This is a genomic window from Palleronia pontilimi (assembly GCF_016412875.1).
Classification (GTDB): Bacteria; Pseudomonadota; Alphaproteobacteria; order Rhodobacterales; family Rhodobacteraceae; genus Palleronia; species Palleronia pontilimi.
The window spans coordinates 220,157-237,805 of record NZ_JAEKPD010000007.1 but is presented as its reverse complement, the minus strand read 5'-3'; the positions used below and the strand labels follow the sequence as shown (position 1 = coordinate 237,805).

The window sequence follows — 17,649 nt, the reverse complement described above, 5'->3', positions numbered from 1 at the left end:
CGCGTCCGCGTCACTTCTTCATCTTGGCAAGCTGCTCTTGCAGCGCCGAAAGCTGGGATCGGATCTCGTCCAGCTCCTTGGTGCTTTTCGCGTCGTCCTTGCCGGACGGCTTGGTGTCGCTTTCGTCATCGGACCAGGTGCCGGTCATCGCCTTCAGGAAGGCGCGTTGCTGCGCCTGCATCGCGTCGAAACCGGGGACGGCGGACATGGGGTTCATCGCCCGCTCGACCATCTTCGACTGGCCTTCGCGCAGCATGTCGAAGCTCATCGCCAGGAATTGCGGCACGACCGATTGCGCCTGCGTGGTATAGCTGCGCACCAGGTCGGTCAGCACGCCCAGCGGCAGCACCGACTCGCCCTTCGACTCGTGCTCGGCCACGATCTGCAGCAGGTATTGCCGGGTCAGATCATCGCCGGTCTTCAGATCCACGATCTGGACCTCGCGCCCTGCCCGGATGAATTTCGCGATGTCCTCGAGCGTCACGTAATCGCTGGTCTCGGTATTATAAAGCCGCCTGCTGGCATAGCGCTTTATCAGCAGCGGCTTTTCCGTCTCGGGCATCGGGATCTCCAGCGATTCGACTTGGGATTTCGGCAGTGCAGAAAGAGCCTAGAGGTGCCGCAGGCAAAAAGAAAGGGCGGACCGAAGTCCACCCTTTCAGTGTTGGCGCGCTTCGGGGAGAGCAAAGCGCGCCGGTCTTGACGATTTACTTCGCCGTGGCGGTCGCTTTCTTAGCGGCGTCCGTCATGTCCTTCTGCGCCTTCTTGGCGGCGGCGGTCATGTCTTCCGACACGTCCTTGCCGGCGGCCAGCATCAGCTCGACCGTTTCCATCTGGACCTTCTTCGCGACTTCGGCGAAGGCGGCCATGGTTTCGGCGGTCATCTCGGCTTGGGCCGACGCGAAGTCGGTCATTGCCTTGGCGTAGTCGGTGGGCTCGTCACGGGCGACCGACATATCCGACACCTTGGACAGGGTCTCTTTCGTCCACTTGGTCGAGATCTCGGTCGACTTCTCGGCGGCTTCCAGGGCCACTTTCGACATCTTCTCGCCGAACGAGGCGTAGGACTTGAAGCCGTCCTGCATCGAGCTCATGTCGACGGGGAACGACGACATCATTTCGTTGATCATCTTGGTGTAGTCTTGCGTTTGCTTAGCCATGATATTGCTCCTTTAACTGGAAGCCGGGTGGGTTCGGGGTGGCTTCCGTCTTGTTCTGTAAACAATATGCATGCTGCAGTGCGGCATTGCAAGGGTTTTTTCTGCACTGCAGCAAAAAAATAATGGAACCCGGACTCCCTGCGATGCGTCAGTTTCTGCTTATAACATAGGTTCCGGGGGCATCGCAAAGCACTTCCTGGCCGTCGGTGCCGGGTGCACGCGCAGCAACTTTCTTGCCGGATTTCTTGGCCAGCCATTCGCCCCAGCGGTCCCACCAGGATCCGTCGTAGAACGCGGCCGCTTCGTGCCAATCTTCGGGCGTGCCCTTCCAGTCGCCGCCCGTGTAATGGCCGTACTTTTTCTTGCTGGGCGGATTGACGATTCCGGCGATATGGCCCGATTCCGACAGTATGAAGGTCTTGGATCGGCCGCCCATCTTCTGCATGCCCCGGAAGCTGCTTTTCCAGTTCGCGATGTGGTCGGTTTCGCACGCGACGGCCATCAGCGGCACCTTCACGTCCTTGATGTGAAGGGTCTCGCCCAGCAACTCGATGCCCGTGGTGGCGAAGGCGTCGCCCTGGCAAAGCTCGCGCAGGTATTGCACCGCCATCTTCGCGGGCAGGTTCGTGCTGTCGCCGTTCCAGTAGAGCAGGTCGAACGCGGGCGGCGCCTCGCCCAGCATGTAGCTTTTGATCGCCGGCTGGTAGATCAGGTCGTTTGACCGCAGGAAGCTGAACGTCCGGCTCATGTAGAAGCTGTCGAGCATCCCGTGCTCCTTCACCTCGGCCTCGATCCCGTCGACGAAATCGTCCTCCAGGAACACGCCCACCTCGCCCCGGTCCGAGAAATCGGTGAGCGTGGTGAAGAACGTGGCCGAGTTGATCGGCTTCTGGCCGCGCTTTTCCATCAGCGACAGGGTCAGCGCCAGCGTGGTGCCCGCGATGCAGTAGCCCACCGCGTTGAGCTTGTCCTCGCCGGTGATGGACTGGACCTGCTCGATGGCGGCAAGGAATCCGTCCTCGATGTAATCGCCCAGGCCGACATCCTCGTAGCTGGTATCGGGGTTGACCCAGGACACCATGAACAGCGTGAACCCCTGGTCCACGATCCACTTCACCATCGAGTTCTTTTCCTTCAGATCCAGGATGTAGAACTTGTTGATCCACGGCGGGAAGATCAGCAGCGGCGTCTTGTGGACCTGCTCGGTGGACGGGCTATACTGGATCAGCTCGAACATGCGGTTGCGGAACACCACCTTGCCGGGGGACGTGGCCAGGTTGCCGCCCACCTTGAAGGCGTCCTTGTCCGCAAGCGTCACGATCAGCTGCCCGTCATTGGCTTCCAGGTCGCGCACCAGGTTTTCCAGCCCGTCCACCAGCGACTGGCCCTCGGTCTCGAGCGCCTTGGCGAGCGCCTCGGGGTTGGTGCTCAGGAAGTTGGTGGGCGACATCATGTTGGTGATCTGTTCCGAGAAATAGCGCAGCCGCTTGCGATCCGCGGGCTCGAGACCCTCAAGATCGTCGACCGCCTGGCTGATCGCTTCGGAATTCATCAGGTATTGCTGCTTGAGGTAATTGAAGAACGGATGTTCGGACCACATGTCGTCCGAGAATCGGCGATCGGACCCGGTGGGATCCTCGGGCGGGCTGAAATCGCCCTGCATCATCTTCTGCTGCGCCTCGATGTAGTGCTTCATGGTCTTCGACCAGTAGCCCACCTGGTGCTCGAACAGCTTGCCCGGATTGGTCATCGCCTCGGTCATCCAGGCGCCCATGGCCTTCATGTAAAGATCGCTGCCCGGCGCCTGCAGATTGGCGGGCACCTGTCTTTTCTGCGCCATGGCGTTCATCAGACGTTTTGACAAAACCTCAAGTTTCGCGAGATTCTCGGCCATCTTTTCGGTGATATCGGTGCCGTTTTCTGACGTATCTGTTTGTTTAGTTGCCATCTCTGGTCCCCCGCCCTATTTTGCTGCACAGCAGCATCGCCGTTCTACCACGTCCTCCCTTGTAGGGTAGGACACCAGTGGAGTGAAACAACTCCCTCGGCGGGCACCAGGAGGCTTCGAGCATGCGATACATGATGACTTACGATCTGATGGAAACGACGCGCGTCACCAACCAATGGTTGGGTGCGACCGCGCAGGCCCTCGGATCCTACCCCGCCATGGGACTTTTCCCCAATCCGTTCTTCCAGCTGATGTCGGCCTGGGGCGACGTGACCGAGCGCAGCTTCGGCCGCATGGTGGCCAAGCCCGACTGGGGCGTGGAAACGGTGGTGGCCGAGGACGGGCGCGATCACATCGTCCAGATCGAGACCGTGAAGGAAAAGCCCTTCGGCAATCTGATCCATTTCAACGTCCAGGGCCGCGCCGCCAAGCCGCGCAAGATCCTGCTGATCGCGCCGATGTCCGGCCACTACGCCACGCTCTTGCGCTCGACGGTCAAGTCGCTGCTGCCCGATGCCGAGGTCTATATCACCGACTGGCACAATGCCCGCGACATCCCGGTGTCGGAAGGCAAGTTCGACGTGGACGACTACACGCTCTACCTGACGGAATTCATGTCACATCTGGGCCCCGACACCAACGTCATCGCCGTCTGCCAGCCCGTGCCGCTGGCGCTGGCCGCGACCGCCTACCTGGCCGAGCACGATCCGGCGAACCAGCCCGCGACCCTGACCCTGATCGGCGGTCCGGTCGACCCCGACGCGCAGGCCACCGAGGTCACCGATTTCGGCCGCCGCGTGACCATGGGCCAGCTGGAAGAAATGGTGATCCAGCGCGTGGGCTTCAAATATGCGGGCGCGGGCCGCATGGTCTATCCCGGCCTGCTGCAGCTGACGTCCTTCATCTCGATGAACGCCGAAAAGCACGCCAGTGCCTTCTACAACCAGATCATGAAGACCGCGAAGGGCGAAGCGGGCGATCACGACAAGCACAACAAGTTCTACGACGAATACCTCGCCGTGATGGACATGACGGCGGAATTCTACCTTTCGACCGTCAAGCGCGTCTTCAAGGACCGCGACATCGCGCGCAACGCGTTCTCGATCAACGGCAAGCCGGTGGATATCTCGAAGATCACCGACGTGGCCGTGAAGATCGTGGAAGGCACCGAGGACGACATCTCGGCGCCCGGTCAGTGCCTGGCCGCGCTGGATTTGCTGAAGAACCTGCCCGACAACAAGAAGGCCGCCCACCTCGAAGAGGGCGCGGGCCATTACGGCATCTTCGCGGGCAAGTCCTGGCGGACCAATATCCGCCCGCTCGTGCTGGATTTCATCGACGACAACGCGGGTCGAGAGCATACGCCGCGCGCGGCGAACGTGAAATCGGCGCCCCGCACCGAGGTCAAGCGCCGCAAGCGGTCCAGCGAAGGACCGATGCCCGTCTAGGCGCTAGCGCAGCAGCAGCGCCTCCAGCGGCCACTCCATCCATTCCATGAGCGCCCCGGTCACCCGATCGGGGCGTTCGAGCATGGGCAGGTGCCCCGCACCGTCGATGATGCGCAAGCTCGCCTTCGGCATCAGCCCGGCCAGGAATTCCAGCCGTTGCGGCCGGACCACCGTGTCCTCGGCGCCGCCCATGACCAGCGACGGCAGCCGCGCCGTGCGCAGGACCCGTTGGCAATCGGGGCGCTTTTGCATCGCGCGCGACTGCGCCAGGTAGGCATCGACGCCGAAGCGCTCGGCCATTTCCAGCACGAAGCCGTGCAGCGGGGCGCACAGATCGCCGTCCGCCAGGCAGGTCTTCGGCAGATCCTCGGCCATGACGGCGGCCAGCCGCCCGCCCTTGGCGCGCACCATCCGCAACTCGCGCTCGGCCGCCATGGGCGGCGTTTCGGCCAGGCACGGCGCCGACAGGATCGCGATCCGCTCGACCCGGTCCGGGGCGCGGCGCAACAGCTCCATCGCCACGTGCCCGCCCAGCGAATGCCCGGCCAGGGCGAAGCGTTGCGGCAATTGCGGCAGCAGGTTCTCGGCCATGCGCTCGACGCTGTCGAAGGTGCCGAGCGTCGGAAGAACCAGCGTGTGATCCTGCGCGAGCGCTTCGATCTGCGGCCCCCAGACGCGCAGGTCGGACATGAAACCCGGCAGCAGCACCAATGGCATGCCCATGGGATTATCCTTGTGTTTTCAGAGACCTGCCCGGTCGCCGTGGGTAAATGTTCTTATTTTAAAAGAATCCTAGAAGCCATGGTGCCGCGCCGCAAGCATCTTGGCGGCGCGTCGGCATTTTTCGGCGGGCCTATGGCAGCGCCCGCACCCAGTCCAGGATCATGTCGGTCACCGGGGCGGTCATGTCCGGCGACAGGATGTCGCCCGCAAGGACGTGATTCGACGGCGCGTTGCCCGGCGGCGGGCTGACGGGTTCCAGCGTCACCGGGCCGCCCCAGCGCGCCATTGCCGCGCGCGTGGCCTCGGGGCGGACGACCTGGTCGTCCTCGGAAAAGATCACCAGCGCGGGCGTCGTGATCCGCTGAAGCGCGGCGGCCTTCGCGGCGCGTACCGACAGCGCCATGGGCACCACGGCCTCGGTCGGGTAGCGGGTCGTCCAGTATTTCGCGTGGGCGGGGTTCTCGGCCTCGAAGCTGCGGGTCTCGCCCACCAGCAGCGGCACCCAGGACCGGGCCCCGGGCAGCGTCAGCAGGAAAGCCCCCGCCGCCTGCACCCCGAAATTGGGCGACACCATCACCTGCGCGTCCACATCCCGCCCCCGTGCCGAGGCCAGCGCCGCGATGGTCCCACCGGTCGATGCCGACATGACCAGCACCCGGTCGCCCAGCCGTCGGGCGATCGCCAGCCCCTCGTCGAAGTCGCGCAACCACGCCTCGGCGCTGCTCTCGGCCATGGCCGCACCATCGCGGCCGTGCCCTTCGAGTCGGGTAAAATAGAGGTTCGCGCCCAAAGCCGCGGCCACCTGGTCGGGCACCGGCCGGATCTCTTCGGACGAGGCCGAAAAGCCGTGCACATAGACCACCACCCAGTCGGTCCGCGCGCCCGGATCCCCCGCCCAGACGACGCGCTTCTGCGTGCCCTCCACGATATCGTCGAAGCGCGACTCCTGCGCCGCCAGATACGCGACCGGGTCATCGCCGATGGCGTCGGCGTCGAACGCGATTTCACCCACACCCGGGCGCAACAGCCACACCGCGACACCCAGCAGGACCAGCGCGGTCAGGATCCGCACGACCCACTTCATCCCAGCACCTGGTCAATGGCGCTTTCGATCAGGGCCAGGCATTCGGGGCTGGAAAACCGGTGATCGGCGCCCTTCACCAGCGTCAGCCGCACGTCGCCCTGCAGATGATCCAGAAGCCGCAGCGCCACCGAGCGGTCCACATCCGCGTCCTCGGTGCCCTGCAACAGGCGCACGGGTCCGAAATCGCGCATGGGCTCGCGCAGGACCAAGTGGTTGCGGCCATCCTCGATCAGCCGTTTCGTGATGATATAGGGCTCGCCGTATTCCGACGGCAGGGCCACGCGGCCCGTGCGCTCCATCTCGGCGTGCTGCTCGGGCGAGAAGCCCGCCCACATGCTGTCCTCGGTGAAATCGGGCGCGGCGGCGATGCCCACCATACCGACGACGCGCGTCAATTGCCGCGCCACCAGCAACGACACCCACCCGCCCATGCTGGACCCGACCAGCACGACCGGGCCGTCGGTCAGCGCGCCGATGGCATCCGCCGCGTCCTGCGACCAGTCACCGATGCCGCCCTCTTCGAACGTGCCCGAGGACTCGCCGTGGCCCGAATAGTCGAACCGCAGGAAGGCGCGGCCCCGCGCCTTGGCCCAGGCTTCCAGGTGCACGGCCTTGGTGCCGCCCATGTCGGATTTGAACCCGCCCAGGAAGACGACCCAAGGCCCCTTCCCCTCGGTGCGGTGATAGGCGATGCGGCGGCCATGGGCCGTGTCGAGGAAATCGGTCATGGGGGAAGACACTAGGCGCGCGGCCGGGAATGAAAAGCGTTACTCGACGTCTTCCAGCTTGCCCGCCACCACGACCGCGAGCAGGCACATCACGGCGAACAGCGCCAGCGTGCTGCCCGCCCCCCAGATCGACGCCAACGCGCCGAACAGGCCCGATCCCATCAGCACGACGCCGATCACCGTGTTCGACACCGCCGTATAGGCCGGTCTCTGATCCTTCGGCGCCATGTCCACCAAGTAGGTCGAGCGGCCCTGCCGCACGCCGTGATAGGCGATCATCAGGACGAACAGCACGACCGGCATCGCCCACCACGCGCCCGCCAGCCCCTGCATGTCCAGCAGGATCGCGCCCGCCAGCGCAATGGCCCCCAGCCCGCCCGACCGCCTCAGCACGTCGCGGCTGGACCGGTCGGCCATGCGCCCCCAGACATAGGATGACAGGAACGACGCCACGGACGAGGCCAGCACCAGCGCACCCAGCTGGTCGAAGCTGCCCTGCCCCGCTTGCGCGCCCAGCAGCACCAGGTAGGGCGGCGCCAGCGCGGTCGCGGTCAGCAGGCCGCGGGTGACGATGAACAGCACCAGCTGGCGATCCTCGCGCAGCAGGGTGAGCTGCCCCCAGGGCGTGCCTTCCGCCGCGCGCGGGGTCGGCTCTTCGCGCAACGTAGCGAACAGCGCGCCCGCGATCAGCCACAGCGCGGCGGCGAGCGTCAGCGCGCCGATCACCAGCGTCATCCGCGCACCGAGGTCCAGCACCAGCATCAACGCGAACACGATCACGCCGATGCTGGCGACGCTGGCGGCAAGCCCCGTGGCCGATCCGCGCCGGGTCTTGCCCACGGTCTTGCCCAAAATGTCCTTGTAGCTGACCGAACAGACCGAACGCGCCAGCGCCAGCACGGTCAGCGCCACGCAGATGGCGATGCCCGCGGCGTTGCCCTCCATCGTCAGCCCGGCGACCACGATCCCCGCGCAGGCCAGCCCCTGCACCACCGAGCCACCGGCCCAGGCCCATTTGCGCCGCCCCATGGCGTGGATGCGCGGCGCCGTGAAAAGCTGCGGCAGAAGCGCGCCCGCCTCGCGGATCGGGACCAGCAGGCCCACCAGGAAGTTCGACGCGCCAAGCGTGCTCAGAAGCCACGACAGCACCAGTTTCGGCGACAAGAGCCCGTCGGCCAACTTCGTCATCGACAGCGACGCCGCGTGGCGCAGGAAATTGCCCGCCTCGTGGGATTGGGCGGTGTCGCTCAATCCGCCGGGGCTGTCGGTGTCCTCGGTCAGCGCCTCGAACAGGGTTTCTTCGTAGCTCGTGGTGTCGCTCATCGCTCTCTCCGGTCGGTCTTCGCGAAAGTAGTCCGCTTGCGCGGTCTGTCGCCAATTTCCCGGCGCACCGCTCCTTTCCGACGTGGTCTCGAGGCATTGAGAGGCCAGGGATGGCAAGCCCGGCGCGCGCCGTGGGTTGACTTGGGCGGCCGGGCTGGGCAAGTCCGTGCACACATAACTTGCAACCGGGCGTTCCGTGGGCGCCAAACCGACGAGGTGGCCCATGGCCCAGATTTCCCTGACATTTCCCGATGGCAACGCGCGCGACTTCGACGCGGGCGTGACGGCGGCCGACGTGGCCGCATCGATCAGCAAGTCGCTGGGCAAGAAGGCGATTTCGGCCACGCTGGACGGCGAGCACTGGGACCTGCAATGGCCCATCGAGCGCGATGCCCGGATCGCCATCAACACCATGGACGATGCCGCCCCCGCGCTGGAACTGGTGCGCCACGACCTGGCCCACATCATGGCCCGCGCCGTGCAGGAAATCTGGCAGGACGTGAAGGTGACCATCGGTCCCGTGACCGACCATGGCTGGTTCTACGATTTCGACCGCGCCGAGCCCTTCACGCCCGAAGACCTGGGCCAGATCGAGGACCGGATGCGCAAGATCATCAACGCGCGCGACCCGGTGCGCACCGAGATCTGGGACCGCGACCGCGCGATCCAGCACTATAAGGACACGAACGAGCCCTTCAAGGTCGAGCTCATCGACCGCATCCCCGAGGACGCGCCGATCCGGATGTACTGGCACGGCGACTGGCAGGATCTTTGCCGCGGCCCGCATCTGCAGCACACGGGCCAGGTGCCCGCCGACGCGTTCAAGCTGATGGGCGTGTCGGGCGCCTACTGGTTCGGCGACGTGACCCGGCCCCAGCTGCAACGCATCACCGGCGTGGGCTTCCGCACCAAGAAGGACCTGAACGCCCACCTGACCATGCTGGAAGAGGCCGCCAAGCGCGACCACCGCAAGCTGGGCCGCGAGATGGACCTGTTCCACATGCAGGAAGAGGCGCCGGGCCAGGTGTTCTGGCACCCGAACGGCTGGAACATCTACACGACCTTGCAGGATTACATGCGCCGCAAGCAGCGCGCCCACGGCTACCGCGAGATCAACACGCCCCAGATCGTGGACCGCAAGCTGTGGGAAGCCTCGGGCCACTGGGAAAAGTACCAAGAGCATATGTTCATCGTCGAGGTGGACGAGGAACACGCCCGCGAAAAGGCCGTCAACGCGCTGAAGCCCATGAACTGCCCCTGCCACGTGCAGGTGTTCAACCAGGGCCTGAAATCCTATCGCGACCTGCCGCTCAGGCTGGCCGAGTTCGGGGCCTGCTCGCGCTACGAGCCGTCGGGCGCGCTGCACGGGCTGATGCGGGTGCGCGGCTTCACCCAGGACGACGCACATATCTTCTGCACCGAGGACCAGATCGAAGCCGAATGCGCGGGCTTCATCGACATGCTGGCCAGCGTCTATTCGGACCTCGGGTTCGACAGCTTCGACATCAAGTTCTCGACCCGGCCAGAGAAGCGCGTGGGCAGCGACGAGTCGTGGGACTACGTTGAAAACGCTCTGGAAAACGCGATCAAGGCGACGGGGCATCCTTACGAGCTCGATCCCGGCGAAGGGGCGTTCTACGGGCCGAAGCTGGATTTCAAGCTGACCGACGCGATCGGCCGCGAATGGCAGCTGGGCACGTTCCAGGTGGATCCCAACCTGCCCGAGCGGCTGGATGCCTCCTATGTGGCCGCCGACGGCAGCAAGCACCGCCCCTACATGCTGCACCGCGCGATCCTCGGGTCGTTCGAGCGGTTCCTGGGGATCCTGATCGAAAACTACGAGGGCAAGCTGCCGTTCTGGATCGCTCCGCGCCAGGTGGTCGTGGCGTCCATCGTGTCCGACGCCGATGCCTATGTCACTGAAATCACGGATCTTCTGCGCAAGAACGGCATCCGGGCCGAGGCGGATACCCGCAATGAGAAGATCAACTACAAGGTTCGCGAGCACTCGGTGGGCAAGGTGCCGGTGATCCTGGCCATCGGCGCGCGCGAGGTCGAGGATCGGACCGTCTCGGTCCGGCGGCTGGGCGAGAAGCAGACGCGCACCGCCCCGCTCGACACGCTATTGGCCGATTTGCAGGCCGAAGCGACGCCGCCCGATCTCAGGTAAGGGCGGCCTGCACGTCCTTCGTCCAGCCCAGGTACAGCCGCGTCCCGTCGTCGATGACGGGTCGCTTCATTACTGCAGGATATTGAGAAATCAGGGAAATCACGTCCTGCCCGTGAGCGCTATCGCCCAGCTGGCGCCAGGTCGACGACCGCTTATTCATCAATTCCTCGCCCAGGTCAGCATGAAACCGCTCAAGGGTCTCCCGCGGCAATCCGTCGGCCCGGACATCGTGGAAAACCACGTCATGCCCCGCATCCCTTAATGATTTCAGGGCCTTGCGACAGGTATCGCAGGTTTTCAGCCCGTAGAGCGTCAGCGACGCGGGCGCTTGGCTTGGCACTGTCATTTGACTTTCACTTGCAATCTGTGCGCGAATTTACCAGCGTTTCCAATGTGACGACAGACGTTCTATCGGATAGTGCCCACGCGGCCATGACGGAAGACCTGGCAGCACCATCCCGCCGCAATTCCGCGGGCGGGCACGACCACAGGGAGACACGGGAATGCCCACTGGCACCGTTAAATGGTTCAACACCACCAAAGGCTACGGCTTCATTGCGCCGGACGATGGCGGCAAAGATATTTTCGTTCATATTTCGGCGGTTGAGCGGGCCGGCATGACCGGCTTGGCCGACAATCAGAAGGTCAGCTACGAGTTGATCGCGGGCCGTGACGGACGCGAATCGGCCGGAGAGCTCCAGGCGCTTTAGCCCATTTTCACACCAGCACCGCCGAAAGCCCGCCCCGGCACACCGCGGCGGGCTTTTTCGTGCGCGCCGCTCAGTCGATCCCCTTGCCGGTCGGGATGCCCTTCTGGGCGGGGATGTGGCGCACCGCGCGGGCCTGCCGCTTGGGCGCCGGATGCGCCATGACCTGGGCATAGGTCGTGTGGGTCGTGGGCGTGCCGCAGCAGATCTCGCCGCCCGCATAGACGGGCTGCAACCCGTTGGGGCAGAAATTCTCGTGCGTCTTGAACGGATAGACGGCGTTGCCGGCGATGGCGGGTGCGGCGAAGGCGGACAGCGTCAGTCCGAAAGCGATTGCGGTGCGTGTCATCTGGTCCCTCGCGTCCTTTGTCCCGGCGGTCGCGCCGCCATCGGGCAAAGCGTAGCCGGTGCCCCGCAAGCGGTCAATTTGGCGTTTCGGAAACAATCGCGGCGCGCGGCGGCCATGACACCGCCGCGCGCCGGGTGCGTCAGGGCATGGTCAGCTCGCCGATGACGTTGTTTGTATAGGCGCCCGCGTCGTCGGTGCCCGCGTCGAAGCTGCCGCCGCCGGTGACGCCCTCCCACGAGCCGGTGCCGCCGACCACTTCCCAGCTGCCCTGGGTGCGGCCGTTCTCGACGGCTTCCGCGGTCCAGCTCAGCACGGCCTCGCCGCCGTCCTCGTCGGAATAGCGGCAGAGCCCGCTGCCGGACACCGCACCCGCGTTCATCAGCATCGAGCCCCAGCACGGCCCGCTCAGGCCCACCAGCGGGTTGTCGGGGTCGTCGGAGTCGAAGCGCTCATAGGTGCTGGCGACCTGGACCGCGACGATGTCCTCGGTCAGCGGCATGGGCTGGTTGTCCGAGGTGCCGTGCCCGGTCCCCGTCACCTCCATCGCGGCCAGGGGAGCCGCGGCCAGCAACCCGGCCGCCAGGAAACCCTTGAAAATAGTCTTGGTCATGAATGTTCTCCCACTTCTCCCCGAGGGCGAAATTGCCCAGGGTGACGTAAGGTAACACAGGTTTGATACCGCGCCTAATTTGTGAGCGCCGAGCGAAGACCAGCGCGCTCGCCCGCGATGGGTTTTCGGGCGGAAAGCCCCAAGGGCCGAACGCGGATTGCGCAAGCAATGCGCCGGGGCGTTTGTCAGGTTGGCCGAGGGTCGTGCAATGCGATGAGGGCAGCGCCCGACCCGAGGGGTGAGGCCCGGTCGCGGGCCTGCCCGCGATGGGGCTTTCCAGTGGAAAGCCCCAAGGGTCGAACGCGGATTGCGCAAGCAATGCGCAGGGGGGCATCTGTCACAGGGACCGAGGGTCGTTCATCGCGGACGGGGCAGCGCCCGACCCGAGGGTGGGCGTGAAGCGCCCGCCCTGGGGGGCGGGTCGGGCGCTGCCCGGCGTACCGCCGGGCGGACATTGGTTTCAGAGGATCGGTTGATTGAACCATGGCAACAGCGCGCTCGAAGCCGTCCGACGTCGCTGCACATTTCGCTTCCGATCACGGAACACGCGAGATGATAAGTTATAGAAGTAGAATAAGAGCTAAATCAGCAGTGGCAGAGTTTAGGTTAGCCGCTTACTGCACCAGCTCTTGCGCGTCACGCCATCTTTTCCGTGTCGCTTGAGACGCAACTACATCTACGAATTCACTCGGATTTTGCCTCGCAAAATTCAGGATCTCCTCCCTTCCGGCTCGGAAATAAATTGTAGTTCCAGTTAATGGCTCAACACCGGTGTTCACACCGTCACCCTCTGTCCGACGCCAAAACCCCAAATGCGACGCTGCCTTCTTTAAGTGTGAGAAAGTCCAAGGGAAATCGTTACCAAAAATATTGTGAATCTCTTCTAGCTGGCTAGCGGCAGTTTCCGCCGCGCGCATGGGCAGTCTCGGATCAATGTCGCCGGGTGCAAACAAGTTCACATTTCCTACGATTTCGTAGGCTGGCGCTCCGTCTTCTTCTATCAGCCTTGCGCGATCAACGATATTGAGGTCACTGGCTGAGCTAGAAGGGATATAGAAGGTCATCCTCTCGGCATCTTGCTGGGCTTCACCCTTACCACCTGCGACGATCGCACGGTCAAATCCTATGTCTCGACCGCGCCCGAGGAACTGAAATATCCTCGCCTCAGTCAAATCGTCCCTCATGCGCATCATCTGCGTAAATTCAGCTCCGGTGATCGGGGACGTCTGTCCCCTACGCCTCGTGTAAACTGTGCCTTGCCTCAAAAGTGGATCTTCCCCTTGACCTCCACTGAGATCGCGAATTGCAATAGTGGGCAGTCGGGGGTTCTGAAAAACTTCGAAAATTGCGACGCGAAGACCAAATATATCAAGATAAGTCATCGACCAATCGGGAGCAGGCGAAATTGATTGAATGACCTGTTCGGACAACTGGCCATCGTCTAAGTCAGCAGCACCTATACCCACAATATTACGTGGCCTATCTGATACTCCGAATACGATCCATCCACCTTTACAGTTAGAAAATGCAGCAACTGTTTTTAGAGATTTCCGGAAGGTAGCAAGAGTGAGCTCACGCTTGAACTCTAAGTCGACGGATTCGCGCGATTTGACGCGAAAGCCATCCCCGACAGGGATAGGCGAGAGACGAGAGAGACATTCTTCTTGACTTACGGTCACCCAACAACCCCCATCAACTCCCCCCACTCCCGCTTCGTCAGACCGGACGTCTCCTGCGTCACCGTCTCCCCGGCGATCATCCGTTTCACCACCGCCACCGCCGTCGCCGACAGTTGCGCGCCCCCTAACCGGTATTCCTCGAACGCGGCATAGGCGAGCGGGACCCAGTCCTTCACGATCTCGCAGATCACGTCGGCATAGACGCGGATCTCGTATTGCGCGTGGGGGTCGGCGCGCAGGCGCAGGAAGTGGAAGAGGTTGTGCAGGTCCACCTTCCAGTACCATTGCGTATAGACGTTGGCGGGCAGGTTCATGCGGGCCAGTTCGCGGGCAAGGCCCTGCTGGCCGTCCTGGGACAGCATGGATTCGTAGTGGTCATAGGCGCGGTCGGCGTCGGATTTGAGGGTTTCGAGGACACGGGCGGCCTCGTCGCCCTCCAGCACCGCACCGCGGCCCTGGTTGTTGATCGACGATTGCGCGGCCAGGTGTTCGGGCGCGGGGATGTAAAATTCGCGGTCCAGCACCGAGTAGCGGGCCGAGTACTCGTTCACGTTGGCGGTGCGGTGGCGGATCCACTGGCGCGCAACGAAGACCGGCAGCTTCACGTGCAGCTTGATCTCGCACATCTCGAATGGGGTCGAGTGCCAGTGCCGCATGAGGTAGCGGATCAGCCCCTCGTCGTTCTGCACCGACTTGGTGCCACGCCCGTAGCTGACCCGCGCGGCCTGGGTGATGGCGGCGTCGTCGCCCATATAGTCGATGACGCGCACCAGCCCGTGATCCAGCACCTCGTGGGCGCGGTAAAGACGCGCCTCCATCCCCGGCACCGTGGCGCGCAGGGTCTGGTGGCTTTCGGCGCGCTGGTCGTCGATGTCGGCCTGTTGCTCGGGCGAAAGGGGCATGGCGGGCGATCCTTCGATGCTGGCTTGAGTCGAACAACACAATATCTGGCCAGAGCGGCTGCACAAACCACTATATGGGGATATCTTACCCGAAGGTTGGTAATTTCCCCACAGGCTGGGTCCGATTTCGGCAAAGCGGACCGGTACGCTTGACCAAATCGAACCCGGGCGGGCAATTTGGCCGCAAAACAATCGATCCGAGGCACAGCAGTATGATCCCCAGATATTCCCTCGCGCTCTGCGCGATACTGGCGCTTGGCGCCTGCGATGGCGGCAACCCGTTCGAGCCCATTCACGACGACGAGGTCGATGGCGGCACGGGTGAGGATGGAGATCCGGTCACGCCGATCGACAGCGACGGCGATCTGCCGCCGGGCACGGAAAGCCCGAGCTCAAGTTCCGACATCACCCGCCGCGAGGAACGCGGAGAGGGCTCGGGCTACGTGGAGAGGGTCAGCTACAACAGCGAGACCGACACGTTCACCGTGGACAATCTGGCGTTTGACGGCGACCCGGATGTGGGCCCCGACACCGACCAACAAAGCACCTATCGCCGCAGCCCGACTGTCGCCACGCTCGACCCGGTGCCGACCACGCCGCCAGGCGGCCAGCCGCGCGAGTCGATATCGCAGTTCGCGGTATATGAGCCGACCGAGCCGGTACCGGATCCGCTGAACGGCGATCAGATCGACCAATTCCTGTACCGCGCTGTCTACGGTGTAAGTCCTTCGGGGCAGTCGGAATTCGCTATCGTGCGCACGGGCTCCTACATCCCGTACGGCTTCGGCGGCTTCATCTACCAGCGCAATGGCAACGTTGAGATTCCCCAGACCGGACAGGGCTCTTATAAGGGGGAATATGCCGGGCTGCGGGACTTCGACGGTCGCGGCGGTCTTGAATATACGACCGGTCGCGCAACCGTGCAGATCGATTTCGAAGATTTCAACCAACAGCCGAATACCATCGGTGACGGTGTAAACGCGACGATTTTCGACCGGCGGGTGTTTGATCTGGCGGGGAACGACATCACCGCCGAAATCGCGGGTGCTCTTGAAGAAGGGCGTGCGACCCTTCCCGAGGTCAGGATGGTCATCAACGATAGTGCGGCCAAAGCCAGCGGCGAAATCGTGACGGACGTCTTCTCGCGCTTGCCCGGCGAATCCGACAACTATGAGGATGGACAATTCTTCGCTGTCCTTTCGGGTGAAGATGCCGAGGAAATCACCGGTATCGTCGTGTTGACCAGCCAGGATCCCCGGTTCGAAAACGTCACCGCGCGCGAAACGGGCGGCTTCATCGTCTACCGACGTCCGGAAGGCTGATGCCGCATCGGGTGCTTCGATCGGTTTTATCGATCGGTATCGCCGTTGCGCTCACAGCGGCGGCGACGGCCGAAACTTTGTCTCCCGATCAGATGCGCACACGCGCCGTCACCGCCGTGGCGGAGGGCGACAACGCAACCGCGCAAGCCCTGACGGACGCCCTTCTCGCCCGTGATCCTGCCGATGTGACCGCGCTTCTCGTCCGGTCCCGCGCGCAGCGGAACGCGGGCGACTACGACGCCGCCCTTGCGACTGCGAAACAGGCCTGGAGAACGGCCGAAACCGATGGCGAGAAATATCGCTCGGCCCTTCTGGTCGCCCAGGCGCTGTCATCTCAGGGCGCGCGGTTGCGGTCGCAATTCTGGCTGCGCCGCGCCGCAGAGATCGCGCCCGGTGAAGCCGAACGCAGGCGCGCCGTCGCCGATCTGCGCCACGTCCGAAATCGCACCCCCACAAGGGTCAAACTGAGTTTCGCTGTCGCGCCGACATCGAACGCGAACGGCGGCGCAACCAGCGATCAGGTGGAACTGTTCGGCCTGCCCATTGTCCTCAGCGGGTCAGCGCTTGCGCTGTCGGGAACACGCTTCGCATTCGGTGCCGACATCGAGCGTATCATTTCCGTGAGTGAACGCAGTCGAACGACTCTGTCGCTGGACCTGTCGCATCAGACCTACAGGCTTTCGGGTGAAGCGAAGCGGATCGCGCCTGACGCGGATGGCAGTGATTTCGCGCAGACCGGCGTCGGACTGGGACTTGTCCACGATATCAGCGCCGGTGCAGGCGCAGGATATTGGTCTCTGGGGGGCGTGGTCAACGCGGATTGGTATGGCGGCCACCCCTTGGCGCGATCCGCGCGATTCTCCCTGGGGCGAAGCTGGCGAAGCGACGGAGGCACGTTCTTTCAGGCGGAAATCGCGGCGGAATACACCAAGCGGTTGCAGGGAAATGACGCGACGCCCTTTTCCATGGGGGTCAGCTTCGATGCTGCGCACAGGATCACCGGCGGTACGCTGCGGCTGGGATTGTTCGCCAGCGAAAGCCGCGCGGACTCCATGTCGTTCGATTTCACAACCGGGACGGTGAGCGTCGGGTACACGCTGGGTCGACCGGTCCTGACAAGTCTGGGCGGCGGGATGGGTCTGACAATCCGAGCCGCCTATGGCCTGACCGACTTTGACGCCACCCCCTACCAGTCGGGTGGGCGGTTGGACCGTGTCGTTCAGGGTTCCGTGACGGCGACATTTCGCGGACTGGATTACTACGGCTTTGCGCCGTCGGTGACGCTGGAGGGATCACGGCGGTCGTCGAATGTCGATCTTTTCGACACGGATCGTCTCGGCGTGAGTCTCGGGGTGGTTTCGACCTTCTGATCCCTCTGCGGCCTGACGCCGGACGCTCGCAAGTGGATTCTCTCCGGCGTCTTATCGCAAAAGTCCATCCCATGGGATGAACCCGGCGACAGGCGTTTCGCCTGCTTTACCCGAAGCCTCGGGACG

At 63.8% G+C, this 17,649-nt stretch carries 17 protein-coding genes; 5 read left to right on the top strand and 12 right to left on the bottom strand.

From position 1 onward, the window contains the following. Nucleotides 1-10: 10 nt before the first annotated feature. The 3 genes from phaR to ILP92_RS08320 all read right to left on the bottom strand — a co-directional run bounded on the left by phaR (nt 11) and on the right by ILP92_RS08320 (nt 3,108). Nucleotides 11-562, bottom strand: a complete 552-nt coding sequence (gene phaR / locus ILP92_RS08330; protein WP_198915917.1) for a polyhydroxyalkanoate synthesis repressor PhaR — start codon at nt 560-562, stop codon at nt 11-13. A 145-nt stretch (nt 563-707) separates the two neighbouring features. Beyond that, nucleotides 708-1,160 carry a phasin family protein gene (locus tag ILP92_RS08325; RefSeq protein WP_198915916.1) on the bottom strand — a complete coding sequence of 151 codons (453 nt, stop codon included), beginning with the start codon at nt 1,158-1,160 and terminating at the stop codon, nt 708-710. Between the two features lie 148 nt (nt 1,161-1,308). Beyond that, a complete protein-coding gene (locus tag ILP92_RS08320) occupies nt 1,309-3,108 on the bottom strand; it encodes a PHA/PHB synthase family protein (protein WP_198915915.1) in 1,800 nt (599 codons plus the stop codon). A gap of 122 nt (nt 3,109-3,230) precedes the next feature. Between ILP92_RS08320 and phaZ the strand changes: the two genes are divergently transcribed. After that, entirely contained in the window at nt 3,231-4,556 is a 1,326-nt protein-coding gene (phaZ, locus tag ILP92_RS08315; RefSeq protein ID WP_198915914.1) for a polyhydroxyalkanoate depolymerase, read from the top strand. 3 nt (nt 4,557-4,559) lie between these two features. Here the strand turns inward: phaZ and ILP92_RS08310 are convergent, their stop codons facing one another. The 4 genes from ILP92_RS08310 to ILP92_RS08295 form a co-directional block, all read right to left on the bottom strand. After that, nucleotides 4,560-5,279: an alpha/beta fold hydrolase gene (locus ILP92_RS08310; protein ID WP_198915913.1), complete on the bottom strand. Its 720-nt coding sequence runs from the start codon at nt 5,277-5,279 to the stop codon at nt 4,560-4,562. A gap of 130 nt (nt 5,280-5,409) precedes the next feature. After that, nucleotides 5,410-6,363 carry an alpha/beta hydrolase gene (locus ILP92_RS08305; RefSeq protein ID WP_198915912.1) on the bottom strand — a complete coding sequence of 318 codons (954 nt, stop codon included), beginning with the start codon at nt 6,361-6,363 and terminating at the stop codon, nt 5,410-5,412. Next, nucleotides 6,360-7,091 (bottom strand): alpha/beta hydrolase, encoded by a 732-nt coding sequence (locus tag ILP92_RS08300; RefSeq protein WP_198915911.1) that lies wholly within the window; start codon nt 7,089-7,091, stop codon nt 6,360-6,362. Before ILP92_RS08300 ends, ILP92_RS08305 begins: the two co-directional genes overlap by 4 nt. A 39-nt stretch (nt 7,092-7,130) precedes the next feature. Continuing rightward, nucleotides 7,131-8,414: an MFS transporter gene (locus ILP92_RS08295; protein ID WP_198915910.1), complete on the bottom strand. Its 1,284-nt coding sequence runs from the start codon at nt 8,412-8,414 to the stop codon at nt 7,131-7,133. Between the two features lie 223 nt (nt 8,415-8,637). On the opposite strand from ILP92_RS08295, the gene thrS reads away from it, so the two are divergent. Then, a complete protein-coding gene (thrS, locus tag ILP92_RS08290) occupies nt 8,638-10,584 on the top strand; it encodes a threonine--tRNA ligase (RefSeq protein ID WP_198915909.1) in 1,947 nt (648 codons plus the stop codon). Here the strand turns inward: thrS and ILP92_RS08285 are convergent. Beyond that, entirely contained in the window at nt 10,577-10,930 is a 354-nt protein-coding gene (locus ILP92_RS08285; protein WP_235971236.1) for an arsenate reductase family protein, read from the bottom strand. The genes thrS and ILP92_RS08285 overlap by 8 nt on opposite strands. A 157-nt stretch (nt 10,931-11,087) precedes the next feature. Between ILP92_RS08285 and ILP92_RS08280 the strand changes: the two genes are divergently transcribed. Beyond that, nucleotides 11,088-11,294: a cold-shock protein gene (locus ILP92_RS08280; protein ID WP_198915908.1), complete on the top strand. Its 207-nt coding sequence runs from the start codon at nt 11,088-11,090 to the stop codon at nt 11,292-11,294. Between the two features lie 70 nt (nt 11,295-11,364). Here ILP92_RS08280 and ILP92_RS08275 read toward each other — a convergent pair whose 3' ends face one another. The 4 genes from ILP92_RS08275 to thyX all read right to left on the bottom strand — a co-directional run bounded on the left by ILP92_RS08275 (nt 11,365) and on the right by thyX (nt 14,831). Continuing rightward, on the bottom strand, nt 11,365-11,640 hold the full coding sequence (locus ILP92_RS08275) for a hypothetical protein (RefSeq protein ID WP_198915907.1): 276 nt from the start codon (nt 11,638-11,640) through the stop codon (nt 11,365-11,367). A 139-nt stretch (nt 11,641-11,779) separates the two neighbouring features. Continuing rightward, nucleotides 11,780-12,250, bottom strand: coding sequence for a hypothetical protein (locus ILP92_RS08270; RefSeq protein WP_198915906.1), 471 nt, complete (start codon nt 12,248-12,250; stop codon nt 11,780-11,782). A 614-nt stretch (nt 12,251-12,864) separates the two neighbouring features. Then, nucleotides 12,865-13,929 carry an ATP-binding protein gene (locus ILP92_RS08265; RefSeq protein WP_198915905.1) on the bottom strand — a complete coding sequence of 355 codons (1,065 nt, stop codon included), beginning with the start codon at nt 13,927-13,929 and terminating at the stop codon, nt 12,865-12,867. Beyond that, a complete protein-coding gene (gene thyX, locus ILP92_RS08260; RefSeq protein ID WP_198915904.1) occupies nt 13,926-14,831 on the bottom strand; it encodes an FAD-dependent thymidylate synthase in 906 nt (301 codons plus the stop codon). Before thyX ends, ILP92_RS08265 begins: the two co-directional genes overlap by 4 nt. Nucleotides 14,832-14,980: 149 nt before the next feature. Here thyX and ILP92_RS08255 point away from each other — a divergent pair, with 149 nt between their 5' ends. Both ILP92_RS08255 and ILP92_RS08250 read left to right on the top strand, forming a co-directional pair. Further along, a complete protein-coding gene (locus tag ILP92_RS08255) occupies nt 14,981-16,153 on the top strand; it encodes a hypothetical protein (protein WP_198915903.1) in 1,173 nt (390 codons plus the stop codon). Beyond that, nucleotides 16,153-17,523, top strand: a complete 1,371-nt coding sequence (locus tag ILP92_RS08250; protein ID WP_198915902.1) for a porin family protein — start codon at nt 16,153-16,155, stop codon at nt 17,521-17,523. The genes ILP92_RS08255 and ILP92_RS08250 overlap by 1 nt, the downstream gene beginning before the upstream one ends. Nucleotides 17,524-17,649 lie beyond the last annotated feature (126 nt).